A 16,657-nucleotide genomic window follows, 5' to 3' on the forward strand; every position below is an offset into this window, starting at 1 on the left:
CCTACAGCAGCGACTTCAGCCGGTACAGCGCCTCCAGCGCCTGCTTCGGGGTCAGCTCGTCCGGATCCAGCGCGGCCAGTGCCTCCTGCGCGGCCGAGGGCGCCGGCGCGAACAGGCCGAACTGCTGCGGGGCGTCCAGTGCCTGCGGCGCCATTTCCGAGGCGTGGGTCTCGCGGCCGCGCTGCTCCAGTTCGGCCAGGCGCCGCCGCGCCTGCGCCAGGGTCGCCTTGGGCAGGCCGGCCAGCGCCGCCACCTGCAGGCCGAAGCTGCGGTCGGCCGCGCCTTCGCGCACCGCGTGCATGAACACCAGCGAATCGCCGTGCTCCACCGCGTCCAGGTGCACGTTGGCGATGCCGCTTTCCGGCGTGGCCAGCGAAGTCAGCTCGAAGTAGTGGGTGGCGAACAGGGTCCAGCAGCGGTTGACGGTAGCGAGGTGGCGCGCCACCGCGTCGGCCAGGGCCAGGCCGTCGTAGGTCGAGGTGCCGCGGCCGATCTCGTCCATCAGCACCAGCGACTGCTCGGTGGCGTGGTGCAGGATGTAGGCGGTCTCGGCCATCTCCACCATGAAGGTGGACTGGCCGCGCGCCAGGTCGTCGCCGGCGCCGATGCGGGTGAGGATGCGGTCGATCGGGCCGATCACCGCGCGGCTGGCCGGCACGAAGCTGCCGATGTGCGCCAGCAGCACGATCAGCGCGTTCTGGCGCATGTAGGTGCTCTTGCCGCCCATGTTCGGGCCGGTGATCACCAGCATCCGCCGCGCCTGGCCGTCGCGGTCGCCGTACAGCTCCAGGTCGTTGGGTTCGAACGGTTCCTCGCGCACCGCCTCCACCACCGGGTGGCGGCCGCGCTCGATGCACAGGCAGGGCGCGTCGGTCAGCTCCGGCTGCGACCAGTCCAGCGCCTGCGCGCGCTCGGCGAAGCAGGCCAGCACGTCCAGCTCGCTGAGCGCCGCGGCGCAGCGCTTGAGCGGTTCCAGCACCTCGTTGAGCGCGTCCAGCAGCGCGTCGTACAGGAACTTCTCGCGCGCCAGCGCGCGCTCGCGCGCCGACAGCACCTTGTCCTCGAATGCCTTCAGCTCCTCGGTGATGTAGCGCTCGGCCCCGGTCAGGGTCTGGCGCCGGGTGTAGTGCACCGGGGCCTTGTCGGACTGGCCCTTGCTGATCTCGATGTAATAGCCGTGGACCCGGTTGTAGCCGACTTTCAGCGTGGCGATGCCGGTGGCCGCGCGCTCGCGCGCCTCCAGGTCGACCAGGAACTGGTCGGCGTTGGTGGACAGCCGTCGCAGCTCGTCCAGCTCGGCATCGTAGCCCTCGGCGATCACCCCGCCGTCGGCCAGCTTCAGCGGCGGCTGCGGGGCGATCGCCGTGGCCAGCAGGTGCGCGATCTCGTCGTGCTGCCCCAGCTCGGCCGCCAGCGCCTGAAGCCGCGGCGAATCCAGCGGCGCCAGCGCCTGGCGGATGCCGGGCAGCAGGCCCAGCGCGTCGCGCAGGGTGGACAGGTCGCGCGGCCGCGCCGAGCGCAGGGCCACGCGGGTGAGGATGCGTTCGACGTCGCCCAGGCCGCGGAAGCCGTCGCGCAGGTCGGCGTCGGCGCGCTGCTCGACCAGGGTGGCCACTGCGTGGTGGCGGGCGCCGAGCACGCCGCGGTCGCGCAGCGGACGGTGCAGCCAGCGCCGCAGCAGGCGTCCGCCCATGGGGGTGATGGTCGAATCCAGCACGCCCAGCAGGGTGTGGCGGGTCTGGCCGTCGACCCGCGAATCCAGCTCCAGGTGGCGGCGGGTGGCCGCGTTCATCGCGATCGCCTCGCCGGAGGTCTCCAGCGCGATCGAGGTCAGGTGCGGCAGGCGCTGCTTCTGGGTTTCCTCGACGTAGCCCAGCAGCGCGCCGGCGGCGGCGATCGCCAGCGGCTTGTCGTCGATGCCGAAGCCGGTGAGGTCGTGCAGGCCGAAGAAACGCAGCAGCTGGCGGCGGCCGCTGTCCGGGTCGAACAGCCACGGCGGGCGGCGGCGGATGGCACCGGCCGACAGCCGCGGCCAGCCTTCCTCGTCCGGCACCAGCAGTTCGGCCGGTTCGAGGCGGGCGAGCTCGGCCTCCAGCTGGTCGGCGTTCTCCACCTCGCTGACCAGGAAGCGGCCGGCGGACAGGTCGGCCCAGGCCAGGCCGTAGCCGCTGCGCCCGTGCGCCACCGCCATCAGCAGGGTGTCGCGGCGCTCGTCCAGCAGCGCCTCGTCGGTGACCGTGCCGGGGGTGACGATGCGCACCACCTTGCGCTCGACCAGGCCCTTGGAAGTGGCCGGGTCGCCGATCTGCTCGCAGATGGCCACCGACTCCCCCAATGCCACCAGCCGCGCCAGGTAGCCTTCGTAGGCGTGCACCGGCACGCCGGCCATCGGGATCGGCGCGCCGCCGGAGCTGCCACGCTGGGTCAGGGTGATGTCGAGCAGGCGCGCGGCCTTGCGCGCGTCGTCGTAGAACAGCTCGTAGAAATCGCCCATCCGGAAGAACAGCAGCAGGTCCGGATACTCCGCCTTGGCGGCGAAGTACTGCTTCATCAGCGGGGTGTGTTCGGGCGCTGCGGACTTGTCTGCGGTCTTGGCCATCGGCTTGCGGGTTCTGCGGGGCTGCCGATTGTAGCGGCCGCGGCCGCGCTCAGCCCCGCAAGGCGCGCTGTCCCGGCGGGTCTGGCAGGCCGCCGTCGGCCACCACCACCTGGTCGCGGCCGCCGCGCTTGGCCTGGTACATGGCCGCGTCGGCGCGGGCCAGCACGCGCTCGTAATCCGGGTGCCCGTCCTGCAGGGCCACGCCGATGCTGGCGGTCAGCGGCAGGCGCACGCCGCCCTGCAGCAGCACCGGCGATTCGGCGATCGCGCGCCGCAGCGCGTGGGCGATGGCCACCGCCTCGGTACGGCTGACCGAGCCCAGCACCACCACGAACTCCTCGCCGCCGTAGCGGAACAGGTAGTCGCTGCCGCGGGTGTTCTCCACCAGGATCGCGGCCACGTGCTGCAGGGCGCGGTCGCCGGCCTCGTGCCCGTACTGGTCGTTGATCGCCTTGAAGTGGTCCAGGTCCAGCATCAGCACCGCGAACTGGCGGCCGGTGTTGGCCTGCAGCGCCACCTCGCGGCGCAGGATGGTCGGCAGGAAGCGGCGGTTGAGCAGGCGGGTGAGGGCGTCGCGGCCGGACTCCAGGTCGCCGATGCCTTCGAACAGCACCCCGACCAGGTTGCGGATCTCCGCGGCCCAGCCGCGGATCTCGTCCAGCAGGGCGCGGCGTTCGGCGGCGCTGCCGGATCCCGGCAGGCGCTCGCGCAGGGCCGCGTCGATGCGCTCGGCCAGCTCGCCGACCTGGCGGGTCTCGCTGGTCTCGCCGAAGCTGGCCATGCCCTTGTGCAGGAACCACAGGCCGAACTCGGAGCGGGAGACCAGCAGGTTCTCCACCGGGCCGGGCTGGTCCGCGGTGAGGGCGTAGAGCAGGGCGTTCTCCCAGGCCAGCAGCAGGGCGCGCTGGCGCTCGCGCTCGGTGCCCACGTTCTGGATCAGCGAGAACAGGCGGAAGGAGCCGTCCAGCTCGCTGGCGGCCTCGCGCGAGCGGGCGTAGGCGCGGGTCATCGACTCCAGCGCCAGGTCCATCAGGCCGTCCAGGTGCAGGCTGGCGCGCAGCGCCAGCGTGGCGTCGGCGGTGGCGGCGCCGATCACCTGGTGCATGTGCTCCTTGAGAATGCGCGTGCCGCGGCCGACCAGGTCGACCGGGATGCCGATGCGGGCGTGCACCTGGCCGACGTGCTCGTGCAGGCGGTGCAGCGATTCGACATCGCCGGCGCGGGCACTGGCCAGCTGCCGCAGCCAGCGCTGCAGCGAGGGCTTGAGCCGGCCCTGGACCTGGTCCGGGTCGAGGAAGCGGTTGGCGCGCGGGTCCTTGAGCAGGCCGCCGTAGAAGCACTCCGCAAGCGCGGGAGCGTTGGCGGCCACCAGGTCCTCGACCAGCCGTGCGACCTCGTCGCCGGCGCTCTGCAGCCGGCAGGTCCAGTCGGCGATCAGCTGGGGGTCGGGAGGCGGGTGTGCGGGGGCGTGTGGGGCAGGGGAAGTCGACATGTCGGGGGAACCATCCATGCCCAATTATCGCCCGTCGCGGAGGGCCTGCGTGACGACGCGGCGCGCAGGCCGGCCGGCGATCCGTGCGGGGGCGGGGCAGGTGGCCAAGGGGGCGGGGCGGTATTCCGTGCCGGATAAAACGCCGACTGGAGTAATTCATTCGCAAGCATGATGGGCGCCATTTTGGTGATGGTCGAATCAAAACGGTGCTGGCGAATGAATCGCACCTGTTCGGTGCCTATAAGGAAATGCCATGTAATCAATCGCTTGCTGGTTAATTCCGCTTGCATACGTGGATTATCGAAAATCACCCGTGATTGATTTTTCGGTTTGCCAACGCGCGCCTGTTTGGATGTAATGCTGCAGTGCACCAACCGAATGTCGGTGCCGGATGGGGAGCCCAACGAAAACCACCAGTTAATCCGGAGGCGCAGCATGAAACCGCTCCATAGCAGGCGCGTGATGTTCCCGAGTGTCCGGTTGGCGATTGCCGTCCAGGCTGTCATGGCCACGGCCCTGGCCGTGGCGAGTCCCCCGGTACTGGCGCAGGCCGTGGCACCCGACGGGGCCGGGACTTCGCCGGAGGCCGCGGCCCCGCAGGGCAGTGCCACCAACCTGGATACCGTGTCGGTGCTGGGCAACCGCAGCCAGCCACGCTCGGTGTCCTCATCGGCGGTGCCGATCGACATCCTCGGCGGCGACGAATTCCGCAACCAGGCCGCCACCGATGCCCTCGACCAGCTGCGGGTGCTGGTGCCCTCGTTCAACGTCAGCACCATCCCGATCGACGACGCAGCCAGCCTGGTGCGCCCGGCCAACCTGCGTGGCCTGCCACCGGACAACACCCTGGTCCTGGTCAACGGCAAGCGCTTCCACCGCTCGGCGGTGATCACCTTCCTCGGCCACGGCCTGTCCGACGGCGCGCAGGGTCCGGACCTGTCGGTGTTCCCCTCGCTGGCGCTGGAGCAGGTGGAGGTCCTGCGCGACGGTGCCGCCGCGCAATACGGCTCCGACGCGATCGCCGGGGTGATCAACTTCGGCCTGAAGAAGGCCAACGAGGGCGGCGCCTTCGAGGCCTTCGCCGGCCAGTATTACGAGGGCGACGGCTTCACCACCCAGTATTCGGCGCAGGTGGGCCTGCCGCTCACCGCGCGCGGCTTCGCCACCCTGACCCTGGAGTGGCGCGAGGCGGACGACACCTCGCGCAGCGTGCAGCGCGACGATGCAGCCGCCGCGATCGCCGCCGGCTACCCCGGCGTGCCCGCGCCGGCGCAGGTCTGGGGCTCGCCCAAGGTCGAGGACGACCTCAGGTTCGTCGCCAACCTCGGCATCTCCGGCGACACGGTGGACTTCTACCTGTTCGGCAACTACGCCAGCCGCGAGGTGGACGGCGGCTTCTACTTCCGCGACCCGACCGCGCGCTCGGGCGTGTACTCCAACGACGACGGCCAGACCCTGCTGGTCGGCGACCTCACCGGCGCCGGCGGCTGCCCGGTGATCCCCCTGCGCGATGCCGACGGCAACCTGTTCCCGTACAGCACGGTCAGCGCCCAGGTCGCGGCGCTGCCGGGCAACTGCTTCACCTTCCTGCAGACGCTGCCGGGCGGCTTCACCCCGCGCTTCGGTGGCGAGCTGGAGGACTACTCGGTGGTGGCCGGGGCCAAGGGTGCATGGGGCGCCTGGCACTGGGACCTCAGCGCCAGCTACGGCCGCAACGACATCGAGTTCCTGATCTACAACACGGTCAACGCCTCGCTTGGCCCGGACCAGCCGGCCAACCTGCGCTTCCGCCCCGGCGGCAATACCCAGACCGAAAAGGGCATTAACGTCGACCTCGGCCGCGATTTCGACGTGGGCTTCAGCCAGGGGCCGCTGCGCCTGGCGCTGGGCGCCGAATGGCGCGAGGAGAGCTTCAAGGTCAGCGAGGGCGACGCTGCCTCCACCGGCATCGGCCCGCTCACCGAACAGGGCTTCGCCCTGGGCTCCAACGGCTTCAACGGCTTCAGCCCGCGCACCGCCGGCACCTTCGACCGCAGCAACTGGGCGGTATACGTGGACGTGGAGGTCCAGTCCACCGAGCGGTTCCTGCTGGCGGCGGCGGTGCGCCACGAGGACTTCGAGGACTTCGGCGGCACCACCAATGGCAAGCTCACCGCGCGCTACGACGCCAGCGACAGCTTCGCCCTGCGCGGTGCGCTGAGCACCGGCTTCCGCGCGCCGACCCCTGGCCAGGCCAACATCAGCCAGATCAGCACCGTGTTCGGCGGCACCTCGCTGCAGGACATCGCCACCCTGCCGCCGACCAACCCGATCGCCGAGCTCAAGGGCGCGCGGCCGCTGGGCCCGGAGGAGTCGCGCAACCTGTCGCTGGGCCTGGTCTGGGACAGCGGTGACTGGCTGGTGACCGTGGACGCCTACCGCATCGAGGTGGACGACCGCATCGCCCTGAGCACCAGCTTCGACCTCAGCGACGCCGAGCGCGCCGCGCTGGTGGCCGGCGGCAACCCGGAAGCGGCGTCGATCTCCTCGGTGACCTACTTCGGCAACGCCTTCGACACCACCACCACCGGCGTGGACCTGGTGGCCAGCGTGGAGACCGCGCACTTCGGCGGGCGCACCACCTATTCACTTGCGCTGAACTGGAACCGCACCGAGGTCGATGCCTGGGACCCGGACTTCATCGACGAGGCGCGGGTGTACAAGCTGGAGGAGTCGCTGCCCAGGACCAAGGGTTACTTCAGCATCAACCACCAGCGCGAGGTGTTCCATGCCAACCTGCGCCTGGGCTATTACGGCTCCTGGTACGAGGACCACCTGGACAGCGGGGTGATCCGGGCCGAGGACGGCGGGCTTCCGATCCACGAGGGCAGCAAGCTGATCGTGGATGCGGAGGTCGGCTGGGAGCTGCCCTCCGGCCTGTACTTCAACATCGGCGCGCAGAACCTGTTCGACGAGACGCCGGCCGACAACCCCTGGGGTGCATCGGTGGCCGGTGCGGCCTATCCGGTGCATTCGCCCTACGGCTTCAACGGCGGCTTCTACTACGCACGCGTGGGCTGGAAGTTCTGACTGGCGGCGCCGGGGCCCCGGTGCCGGGGCACCGGCCTGCGCCGCGGCAAACGCCCGCGGACTTGTAATAGTCTCCGCCGGAGGCTTTGCCGATAGTGCGGCCCAGGGCCCCCCAACATCATCCGCAGACGGCGCGGACCGGCGCCGATCCAGGCCTAGGCGCAGGCGGGTGCGTGCATGCGCCCGCCGGTGCCGGTCATGACGCGCGCGAACACGGGCAACATGGCCACGACGCCCATGGCTCCGGCCGCCACGACCATGCTCCGTCCGGCGCGCACGCCGCGGGCGGCCACGACGGGCACGAGCATGGCCACGGCGGGCACCACCACCACGGCCCGGGCGGGCATAGCCACGTGCCCGCGGAGATCCGCCACGAGCGCCCACTGTGGTGGGCGCTGGGCCTGACCGCCACGGTGCTGGCGGCCGAGGCGGTCGGCGCCTGGCTGACCAACAGCCTCGCCCTGCTGTCCGATGCGGCGCACATGGCCACCGACACCCTTGCCCTGGGCATCGCGCTGGTTGCGGTGCGGCTGGCGCGGCGCCCACCGGATGCGCGCCGCACCTACGGTTACGCCCGTTTCGAGGCGCTGGGCGCGCTGGCCAATGGCGGCCTGCTGTTCGTGCTGGCCGGCTACATCCTGTGGGAGGCGTGGCAGCGCTTCCGCGCGCCGCTGCCGGTGGCCAGCCTGGGCATGCTGGGCGTGGCCTGCGTCGGCCTGGCCTGCAACCTGGCGGCGATGAAGCTGCTGCATGCCGGCGCGGGGCAGAGCCTGAACCTCAAGGGCGCGTACCTGGAGGTGTGGAGCGACATGCTCGGCTCGCTGGCGGTGATCCTGGCCGCCGGCATCATCCATTTCACCGGCTGGACCTGGGTGGATCCGCTGCTGGCGGTGCTGATCGGGCTGTGGGTGCTGCCGCGTACCTGGATCCTGGTGCGCGAGGCGCTCAACGTGCTGATGGAAGGCGTGCCGAACGGCGTGGACCTGCAGGCGCTGCGCCGCGACCTGGAGGCCCAGGCCGGCGTGGCCGGGGTGCACGACCTGCACGTCTGGGCGCTGGCCTCGCGCACGCCGGCGCTGAGCGCGCACGTGGTGGTGGGCGAGGACGCCGATGCCGACGCCGTGCGCCGCGCGCTGGCGGGGATGATCGCCGAGCGCCACGGCATCGCCCACGTCACCCTGCAGATGGAGGCCGGCGGCGGCGAACCCTGCCATGGCTGCGGGCACGCCTGAGCGGCGCCCGCAGGCCGGCGCATTGCGCCGGCGCACGACAGCGGGCGTGGTTCTGCGGTAGAACGGGGCGGTTCCTTCCCACGGACCATGCCGATGCTTCCACCCACTGATGCCCAATTGCGCGAGCAGGCGCAGGCCCTCGGCGACCGCCTCGCCGCCGCGCGCGAGCACCTGGTCACCGCCGAGAGCTGCACCGGCGGCTGGATCGCCAAGTGCCTGACCGACATCGCCGGCTCCTCGGCCTGGTTCGACTGCGGCATGGTCGTGTACAGCTACGAGGCCAAGCAGGCGCTGCTGGGCGTGCGCCCGCAGACCCTGGAGGAACACGGCGCGGTCAGCCGCGAGACCGCGATCGAGATGGTCTCCGGGGCGCTGGTGCACTCCGGCGCCAGCCTCGCAGTGGCGGTCACCGGCATCGCCGGGCCCGGCGGCGGCAGCGAGGACAAGCCGGTGGGCACGGTATGGATTGCATGGAAGCGCCGCGGCGGCTATGCCAGCGCCTCGGTGTTCCGCTTCGAGGGCGACCGCGAGGCGGTACGGCGGCAGACCGTGGGCAAGGCGCTGGAAGGCGTGGCCGCGCTGCTGGGCTGACGGCGCGCCGCGGTCCGGCCGGATCAGTCCTCCGGCCGGTACTCGAGCAGGTCGCCGGGCTGGCACTGCAGGACCCGGCAGATCGCCTCCAGGGTGGCGAAGCGCACGCCCTTGACGTGGCCCTGCTTGAGCAGCGACAGGTTGGTCTCGCTGATGCCCACCGCGTCGGCCAGTTCCCTGGACTTCATCTTGCGGCGGGCGAGCATCACGTCGAGGGTGACCACGATCGGCATCAAACGATGCTCCGCGCGTCTTCGGCCGCCCGCACCGCCAGGCGCAGCAGGTGCGCCACGCTGTACAGGCACAGGCAGGCCAGCAGGAAGTAGTACGGGTTGGTGTCCACGGTGATGTGCAGTACCCAGTCGCCCTGCTGGCTGCGCACCACCGCGGCGATCACGCCGGCGGCCACGACCAGCGCCGCCGAGAGCGGCAGCGAGTGGGCCAGGCGCATGAACGCGGTGGCCACCGCCGGCGACAGCGCATCGCAGGCATACAGCGCCTTGCCCAGCCGCCGTACCGCGGCCAGCGGCACGACGTAGGCGGCGGTGGCGACCAGGATCGAAACGGCCAGCAGGCCGCGGTCACCGGGCGGCAGGCGGCTGGCTTCGTCCCAGGGCAGGCCGAATACCACCCAGGCCCCGAACAGGCTTCCGTGCCCGGACAGCAGCCACAGGGCGGAACCCATTCCGAGGGTGACACTGACGACGGTACCGAGCGAGGCCAGCGACATCAGGCGGTAGCCGTGCCGGCGGATCTTCATTTCCGGGGTCATGGCGCTCCTCCTTGAGCGGGTTGTTTACGCAAAACATAAAGAAATTTATGCCCGGGTCAAGCCTGTATGGCCGGGTTGCGCCGAGCTTCGGTTAGCAGTATTACTACTAACCATGGACCTGACCGACACCCAGCAGGCGATCCTGCGGCTGATCGCCGAGCGCATCGAGGCCGAGGGCATGCCGCCTTCGCAGGCCGAAATCGCCCGCGCCTTCGGCTTCAAGGGCGTGCGCGCCGCGCAATACCACCTGGAGGCCCTGGAGGCCGCCGGCGCGATCGAACGCGTCCCGGGCCGGGCCCGTGGCATCCGTCTCCGCCAGCTGCCGCCGGCCCTGCAGCCGGAACTGGCGCTGCCGCCGGCCAACGACGACGCCCTGCGCCTGCCGGTGCTGGGGCGGGTGGCCGCGGGCATGCCGATCGGCGCCGACGTCCCCACCGACCTGGCCGAGAGCTTCCTGGTCCTGGACCGGGTGCTGTTCTCGCCGTCGCCGGACTACCTGCTTCGGGTGCAGGGCGATTCCATGCGCGACGAGGGCATCTTCGACGGCGACCTGATCGGGGTGCACCGCACCCGCGAAGCGCGCTCGGGCCAGATCGTGGTGGCGCGGGTGGACGACGAGATCACGGTCAAGCTGCTGAAGATCGGCAAGGACCGCATCCGCCTGCTGCCGCGCAATCCCGACTACGCCCCGATCGAGGTCCTGCCGGACCAGGACTTCGCGATCGAGGGGCTTTACTGCGGCCTGGTCCGCCCCAACCGGTGAGCCGGCCGCGAACGCGGCGTCTTCCGACGCCATGCCGGGCACTCCGGCGATGGGCGCGCCCGGCCCGGCCCGCTAGCCTGGTGCCACGCCGCTCCGTGCGTCGCAGCTTTTGCGACCGCCCCCGGCCACACTACGCACATACTCACTGACACCGAGGACACACCCAGATGGACGAGAACAAGAAGCGCGCCCTCGCGGCGGCCCTGAGCCAGATCGAGAAGCAGTTCGGCAAGGGCTCGGTGATGCGCATGGGCGACCGCGTGGTCGAACCGGTGGAGGTCGTGCCGACCGGCTCGCTGATGCTGGACATCGCCCTGGGCATCGGCGGCCTGCCCAAGGGCCGCGTGGTCGAGATCTACGGCCCGGAGTCCTCGGGCAAGACCACCCTGACCCTGCAGGCCATCGCCGAGTGCCAGAAGCAGGGCGGCACCGCCGCCTTCATCGACGCCGAGCACGCGCTGGATCCGATCTACGCCGCCAAGCTGGGCGTGAACGTCGACGACCTGCTGCTGTCGCAGCCGGATACCGGCGAACAGGCGCTGGAAATCGCCGACATGCTGGTGCGCTCCGGCTCGGTCGACATCCTGGTGGTGGACTCGGTCGCCGCGCTGACCCCGAAGGCGGAAATCGAGGGCGAGATGGGCGACCAGCTGCCCGGCCTGCAGGCCCGCCTGATGAGCCAGGCGCTGCGCAAGCTGACCGGCAACATCAAGCGCTCCAACACCCTGGTGATCTTCATCAACCAGCTGCGCATGAAGATCGGCGTGATGATGCCGGGCCAGAGCCCGGAAACCACCACCGGCGGCAATGCGCTGAAGTTCTACGCCTCGGTGCGCCTGGACATCCGCCGCATCGGCTCGATCAAGAAGGGCGACGAGATCATCGGCAACCAGACCCGGGTCAAGGTGGTCAAGAACAAGCTGGCGCCCCCGTTCAAGCAGATCGTCACCGAGATCCTGTACGGCGAGGGCATCAGCCGCGAGGGCGAGCTGATCGACATGGGCGTGGAAGCCAAGCTCGTGGAGAAGTCCGGCGCCTGGTACAGCTACGGCTCCGAGCGCATCGGCCAGGGCAAGGACAACGCGCGCCAGTACCTGCGCGAGAACCCCGAGGTCGCGGCCAAGCTCGAAGCCGAGCTGCGCGAGAAGTTCCAGCCGGCCGAGGCCGCCCGCGACGAGGACGCCGCGGACTGAGTCCACCCGTCTCTCCGTTCCCTGCCGGCGTGCTGTCAGTGACGCGCCGGCGGGGAACGGTTCCCCATCCAGGAGGTCCGGTGCCAGGGATGGCGCAACCTGGGCGGCGCGACGGGACGCAGGCCGGCCGGAAAGGAGGAGGCGATGGCCACCGATCCGCAGTTCCTTCAATACGTGCTGGAACAGGCCGGACTGGGCGCCGCGCTGGCCGCGCGCCGCATGTTTGGCGAGTACGGGTTCTACCTGGACGGCCGCTTCGTCGCCGTCGCCGCCGACAACCAGCTGCTCCTCAAGCCCACCGCCGAGGCACGCGCGCTGCTGCCGGACGCCAGCGAGGCCCCGCCGTACCCCGGCGCCAGGCCCTGGCTGCGGCTGGATGGGGCCCTGGAGGAGCCGGAGCTGCTGCGGCGCCTGCTGCGGGCGACCGCCGCCGCGTTGCCGCTGCCCGCACCCCGGCCTGCCCGCGGCACGGCGAAGTTCGCTGCCTCGCGCAGGCCATCCGCGCGACCGCCCGACCGCCCCTGAGCCCCGTCCCGGCGCCATCCACTGCCAGCCGATGACCGAAGACTCCCCCTCCCGCCGCAAGCCGCGTACCCCGCAGACCCCGGTGCAGCGGGCCCTGGGCCTGCTGGTGCGGCGCGAGCACTCGCGCCGGGAGCTGGCCCGCAAGCTGACCGCCCGCGGAGTGGACGCCGAGGAGGCCTCGGCCGCGGTGGAGCGCCTGGCCGGGGAGGGCTGGCAGGACGATGCCCGGTTCGCCGAATTCCTGGTCCGCAGCCGCGCCAATGCCGGCTACGGGCCGCTGTACATCCGCGCCGAACTGGGCACCCATGGCCTGCCCGGCGAGGTGGTCGCCGCCGCCATGGACGGCTTCGAGGGCGACTGGACCGAGCTGGCCCGCGACCTGGTCCGGCGCCGCTTCGGGCCCGCCGGCCCGGCCGACCTGGCCCAGCGACGCAAGGCGGCCGACCTGCTGGCCCGCCGCGGATTCGACGGCGAGGCCATCCGCGCCGCCACCCGCTGGGATCCGGACGACTGAGGCCAGGCCGGCGCTCGCGGGCCGCGCCGGGGCCTGGCGGACAGGGGAGGGCGCCGCGTTCCGCCGGCCGGAGGCCGCGCTCTGATACCCTTTACCGGTTGATTTCCCGTCCGTCCGGGCGCGCCAGGCGCGTCCCGGCCCGGACCCGTCCGCCAGCCGAAGCCAGATGACCCCCACCACCCCGTATACCACCGCGCGCATCCGCAGCGATTTCCTCGAGTTCTTCAAGGGCAAGGGCCACACCATCGTGCCGTCCGCGCCGCTGGTGCCGGGCAACGACCCGACCCTGCTGTTCACCAACTCGGGCATGGTCCAGTTCAAGGACGTGTTCCTGGGCGCGGAAAAGCGCAGCTACGTGCGCGCGGCCGACGTCCAGCGCTGCCTGCGTGCCGGCGGCAAGCACAACGACCTCGATTCGGTCGGCTACACCGCCCGCCACCACACCTTCTTCGAGATGCTGGGCAACTGGTCCTTCGGCGACTACTTCAAGAAGGAAGCGATCGCCTGGGCCTGGGAACTGCTGACCGGCGTGTGGAAGCTGCCGGCCGAGCGCCTGCTGGTCACGGTCTACCACACCGACGACGAGGCCTACGCGATCTGGCGCGACCAGGTCGGCCTGCCCGAGGACCGCATCATCCGCATCGGCGACAACAAGGGCGCGCCGTACGCCTCGGACAACTTCTGGCAGATGGCCGACACCGGCCCCTGCGGCCCGTGCACCGAGATCTTCTACGACCACGGCGAGCACATCGCCGGCGGCCCCCCGGGCTCGCCGGACGAGGACGGCGACCGCTTCATCGAGATCTGGAACCTGGTGTTCATGCAGTTCGACCGCCAGCCCGACGGCACCTTGGTGCCGCTGCCGGCGCCGTGCGTGGACACCGGCATGGGCCTGGAGCGCCTGGCGGCGGTGCTGCAGCACGTGCACAGCAACTACGAGATCGACCTGTTCCAGGCGCTGATCCGCCGCACCGCGGAGCTGACCGGCACCTCCGACCTGGAGAACAAGTCGCTGCGCGTGATCGCCGACCACATCCGCGCCAGCGCTTTCCTGATCGTGGACGGCGTGCTGCCCTCCAACGAGGGCCGCGGCTACGTGCTGCGCCGGATCATCCGTCGCGCGCTGCGCCACGGCTGGATGCTGGGCGTGCGCCAGCCGTTCTTCCACAAGCTGGTGGACGCGGTGGTCGAGCAGATGGGCCAGGCCTATCCCGAGCTGCCGGCCGCGCGCGACACCGTCGAGCGCGCTCTCAGGGCCGAGGAGGAGCGCTTCGCCGAGACCCTCGACGCCGGCATGAAGATCTTCGAGGAAGTCGCGTCGCAGGCCAGCGGCGTGATCCCGGGCGTGGACGCGTTCCGCCTGTACGACACCTATGGCTTCCCGCTGGACCTGACCCAGGACATCGCGCGCGAGCGCGGCCTGACCGTGGACGTGGACGGGTTCGAGGCGGCGATGGAGCAGCAGCGCGAGACCGCGCGCGCGGCCGGCAAGTTCGGCGGCGGCGTGCAGCTGCCGGCCGAGCTGGTCGCCACCCTGGAGCCGACCGAGTTCCTGGGCTACGACGCGCTCGAGGCGGAGGGCATGAAGATCGTCGCCCTGCTGCACGACGGCCGTCCGGTTGAGGCCATCGCCGCCGGCGAGGAGGCGATCGTGCTGCTGGACCGCACCCCGTTCTACGCCGAGTCCGGTGGCCAGGTCGGCGACACCGGCGTGCTGGAGGGCGAGGGCGCGAAGCTGCAGGTCACCGACACCCAGAAGTTCGCCGGCCAGTTCCACGGCCACTTCGTGCGCGTGCTCGAGGGCGGGCTGAAGCTCGGCCAGGTGCTGCGCGGCGCGGTCGATGCCGAGCGCCGCCGCGCGATCGTGCTCAACCACTCCGCCACCCACCTGCTGCACGGCGCCCTGCGCGGGCTGCTGGGCACCCACGTGCAGCAGAAGGGCTCGCTGGTGGCGCCGGACCGCCTGCGCTTCGACTTCTCGCACTTCCAGCCGGTGTCGGCCGAGGAGCTGGCGCGGATCGAGCGCATGGTCAACGCCGAGGTGCGCGCCAACCATCCGGTGGTGATCCAGCAGATGGGCATCCAGGACGCGCTGGACATGGGCGCGATGGCGCTGTTCGGCGAGAAGTACGGCGAGCGTGTGCGCGTGGTGAAGATGGGCGACTCGGTGGAGCTGTGCGGCGGCACCCATGTCGCGCGCACCGGCGACATCGGCCTGTTCAAGATCGTCAGCGAAGGCGGCGTGTCCGCCGGCGTGCGCCGCGTCGAGGCGCTCACCGGCCAGGCCGCGCTGGACCACGTGGCCGGCGAGGGCCGCGCGCTGGACGAGGCCGCCTCGCTGCTGGGCGGCAGCCGCGGCGACGTGGTCGATCGCGCGCGCGCGATGGCCGAGCGCATCCGCAAGCTGGAGCGCGAGCTGGAATCGATCAAGGCCAAGGCCGCCAGCAGCGCCGCCGCCGACCTGGCCGGTTCGGCGGTGGACGTGTCCGGCATCAAGGTGCTGGCCGCGCGCCTGGAAGGCATCGACGCCAAGGGCCTGCGCGAGGCGGTGGACCGCCTCAAGCAGCAGCTTGGCGACACGGTGGTGCTGCTGGCCGGCGCGCAGGGGGGCAAGGTCGCCCTGGTCGCCGGCGTGAACGGCAGCGCAACGGGGCGGATCAAGGCCGGCGAACTTCTTTCGCATGTCGCCGGTCGTATTGGAGGCAAGGGCGGTGGCCGCCCGGACCTCGCCCAGGGTGGTGGCGAGGACGGGCCCGCCCTTGCGCCTGCCCTTGCCGACGTGCCTGCGTGGGTTGCCGAGCGTATTGCCTGAGTCAGCTGACAGTCGGCCACGCGCTTGCCGCACCGTAGGGCGGGCAGTACGATCCACCGACCCCGACGCTGCACACCGGATGCGCGCGGCTTCACCCGAAGCCCTGCGTCGGCACCGAGAGGCCGCCGACGCCATGGAGAACGAAAATGTTGATTCTGACCCGCCGTGTAGGCGAGACCTTGATGATCGGTGATTCGATCACCGTTACCGTGCTCGGGGTCAAGGGAAACCAGGTGCGGATTGGCATCACCGCGCCGAAGGACGTCGCCGTGCACCGCGAGGAGATCTACCAGCGCATCCAGCGCGGTGAATCGCCCGCCGACGCCCAGGACGAGGGCGCTTCCGGCGAATGACGCAGGAAGTGTTTGCCGGGCACGTGCGCAGGCTGTATCCTTGCGCGGCCCGCAGCGCTGGTGCAGCGCGGCGGGCTCCAACGGAGTGATGCCCGAGAGGCCGAAGGGGCTCCCCTGCTAAGGGAGTATAGGGTCAAAAGCTCTATCGAGGGTTCGAATCCCTCTCACTCCGCCAGATCCCGAAAGCCCGCGACCTGCTCGCGGGCTTTTTCTTTTCCCGAATGCCTCATGGCGCCTGGTTGCGGCTCGGATGCATCCATCCTGCGCGTCGCGGCCAGCCGCGACGGCTGGTGCACACCGGCCAGCAAGGAGCAGCCGGCGTGCGGACATGGCCGCAGTGACGGATGGCGCGACGCACGGCGGTGATGGCAGGGCGTGAGCCCTCCCGGCCGTGCCGGCGCGCCTGCCCACGTTGTCACGCCTTTGTGCCGTCACTCCACCGCGCCACGAGGTTCTGGTGTGCTGCGTGCGCCTGCCGTCCATGGGCCGGCTGGTGGCTGGAAGGGGCGGCGCCGGGCGGGGGGTGCAGGTGCAGGGCGCGAGGGTGGCGAGGCATGGAGGTGGCGTGCTGCCGTTGCCGCTGCGCTGGCATCGCGTGGCGGGCGGTGCCCTGGACCGGTCCGCATGTCCGCGGGTTCGCGCAAGGACCGCAGCGGTGCCAGTTGATGGACTGGCCAATGGCTGGTCGGGGGTCGCCGGCGCGGCCGCTTCGTGCGCCTGTTGTCCTGTGGCTGCGGGATTC

13 protein-coding genes and 1 tRNA gene are annotated in these 16,657 nt (G+C 71.1%); 10 read left to right on the forward strand and 4 right to left on the reverse strand.

Translation table 11 applies throughout. The features are described 5' to 3' along the window. Nucleotide 1: 1 nt before the first annotated feature. Together mutS and B351_RS0109150 are read right to left on the reverse strand one after the other, a co-directional pair. Nucleotides 2-2,599, reverse strand: a complete 2,598-nt coding sequence (gene mutS / locus B351_RS0109145; protein ID WP_019398738.1) for a DNA mismatch repair protein MutS — start codon at nt 2,597-2,599, stop codon at nt 2-4. Between the two features lie 49 nt (nt 2,600-2,648). Beyond that, nucleotides 2,649-4,091 (reverse strand): diguanylate cyclase, encoded by a 1,443-nt coding sequence (locus B351_RS0109150; protein ID WP_019398739.1) that lies wholly within the window; start codon nt 4,089-4,091, stop codon nt 2,649-2,651. Between the two features lie 522 nt (nt 4,092-4,613). On the opposite strand from B351_RS0109150, the gene B351_RS0109155 reads away from it, so the two are divergent. From B351_RS0109155 to B351_RS0109170, 3 genes are all read left to right on the forward strand, one after another. Continuing rightward, entirely contained in the window at nt 4,614-7,160 is a 2,547-nt protein-coding gene (locus B351_RS0109155) for a TonB-dependent siderophore receptor (RefSeq protein ID WP_232207911.1), read from the forward strand. A 353-nt stretch (nt 7,161-7,513) separates the two neighbouring features. After that, nucleotides 7,514-8,392: a cation diffusion facilitator family transporter gene (locus tag B351_RS0109165; RefSeq protein WP_019398742.1), complete on the forward strand. Its 879-nt coding sequence runs from the start codon at nt 7,514-7,516 to the stop codon at nt 8,390-8,392. Between the two features lie 93 nt (nt 8,393-8,485). Further along, nucleotides 8,486-8,983, forward strand: coding sequence for a CinA family protein (locus tag B351_RS0109170; protein ID WP_026010542.1), 498 nt, complete (start codon nt 8,486-8,488; stop codon nt 8,981-8,983). Nucleotides 8,984-9,006: 23 nt separating this feature from the next. Here the strand turns inward: B351_RS0109170 and B351_RS0109175 are convergent, their stop codons facing one another. Both B351_RS0109175 and B351_RS0109180 read right to left on the reverse strand, forming a co-directional pair. Further along, nucleotides 9,007-9,216 carry a helix-turn-helix transcriptional regulator gene (locus B351_RS0109175; protein ID WP_019398744.1) on the reverse strand — a complete coding sequence of 70 codons (210 nt, stop codon included), beginning with the start codon at nt 9,214-9,216 and terminating at the stop codon, nt 9,007-9,009. Further along, the gene (locus B351_RS0109180) at nt 9,216-9,755 is read right to left on the reverse strand and encodes a hypothetical protein (RefSeq protein WP_019398745.1); all 540 of its coding nucleotides are present in this window, start codon (nt 9,753-9,755) and stop codon (nt 9,216-9,218) included. The genes B351_RS0109175 and B351_RS0109180 overlap by 1 nt, the downstream gene beginning before the upstream one ends. A 112-nt stretch (nt 9,756-9,867) precedes the next feature. Between B351_RS0109180 and lexA the strand changes: the two genes are divergently transcribed. The 7 genes from lexA to B351_RS0109220 all read left to right on the forward strand — a co-directional run bounded on the left by lexA (nt 9,868) and on the right by B351_RS0109220 (nt 16,090). Next, a complete protein-coding gene (gene lexA / locus B351_RS0109185; protein WP_019398746.1) occupies nt 9,868-10,518 on the forward strand; it encodes a transcriptional repressor LexA in 651 nt (216 codons plus the stop codon). Nucleotides 10,519-10,685: 167 nt separating this feature from the next. Continuing rightward, complete coding sequence (recA, locus tag B351_RS0109195) at nt 10,686-11,711, forward strand: recombinase RecA (RefSeq protein ID WP_019398747.1); 1,026 nt, start codon at nt 10,686-10,688, stop codon at nt 11,709-11,711. A gap of 144 nt (nt 11,712-11,855) precedes the next feature. Beyond that, complete coding sequence (locus tag B351_RS0109200; protein WP_019398748.1) at nt 11,856-12,236, forward strand: TfoX/Sxy family protein; 381 nt, start codon at nt 11,856-11,858, stop codon at nt 12,234-12,236. Nucleotides 12,237-12,267: 31 nt separating this feature from the next. Next, a complete protein-coding gene (gene recX / locus B351_RS0109205; protein ID WP_019398749.1) occupies nt 12,268-12,750 on the forward strand; it encodes a recombination regulator RecX in 483 nt (160 codons plus the stop codon). A gap of 166 nt (nt 12,751-12,916) precedes the next feature. Next, complete coding sequence (gene alaS / locus B351_RS0109210) at nt 12,917-15,562, forward strand: alanine--tRNA ligase (RefSeq protein WP_019398750.1); 2,646 nt, start codon at nt 12,917-12,919, stop codon at nt 15,560-15,562. A gap of 146 nt (nt 15,563-15,708) precedes the next feature. Then, complete coding sequence (csrA, locus tag B351_RS0109215) at nt 15,709-15,915, forward strand: carbon storage regulator CsrA (protein WP_026010543.1); 207 nt, start codon at nt 15,709-15,711, stop codon at nt 15,913-15,915. Between the two features lie 82 nt (nt 15,916-15,997). Then, nucleotides 15,998-16,090 (forward strand) — tRNA-Ser (locus B351_RS0109220). Nucleotides 16,091-16,657: the final 567 nt, after the last annotated feature.

The organism is Pseudoxanthomonas sp. GW2 (assembly GCF_000283075.1).
Lineage (GTDB): Bacteria > Pseudomonadota > Gammaproteobacteria > Xanthomonadales > Xanthomonadaceae > Pseudoxanthomonas.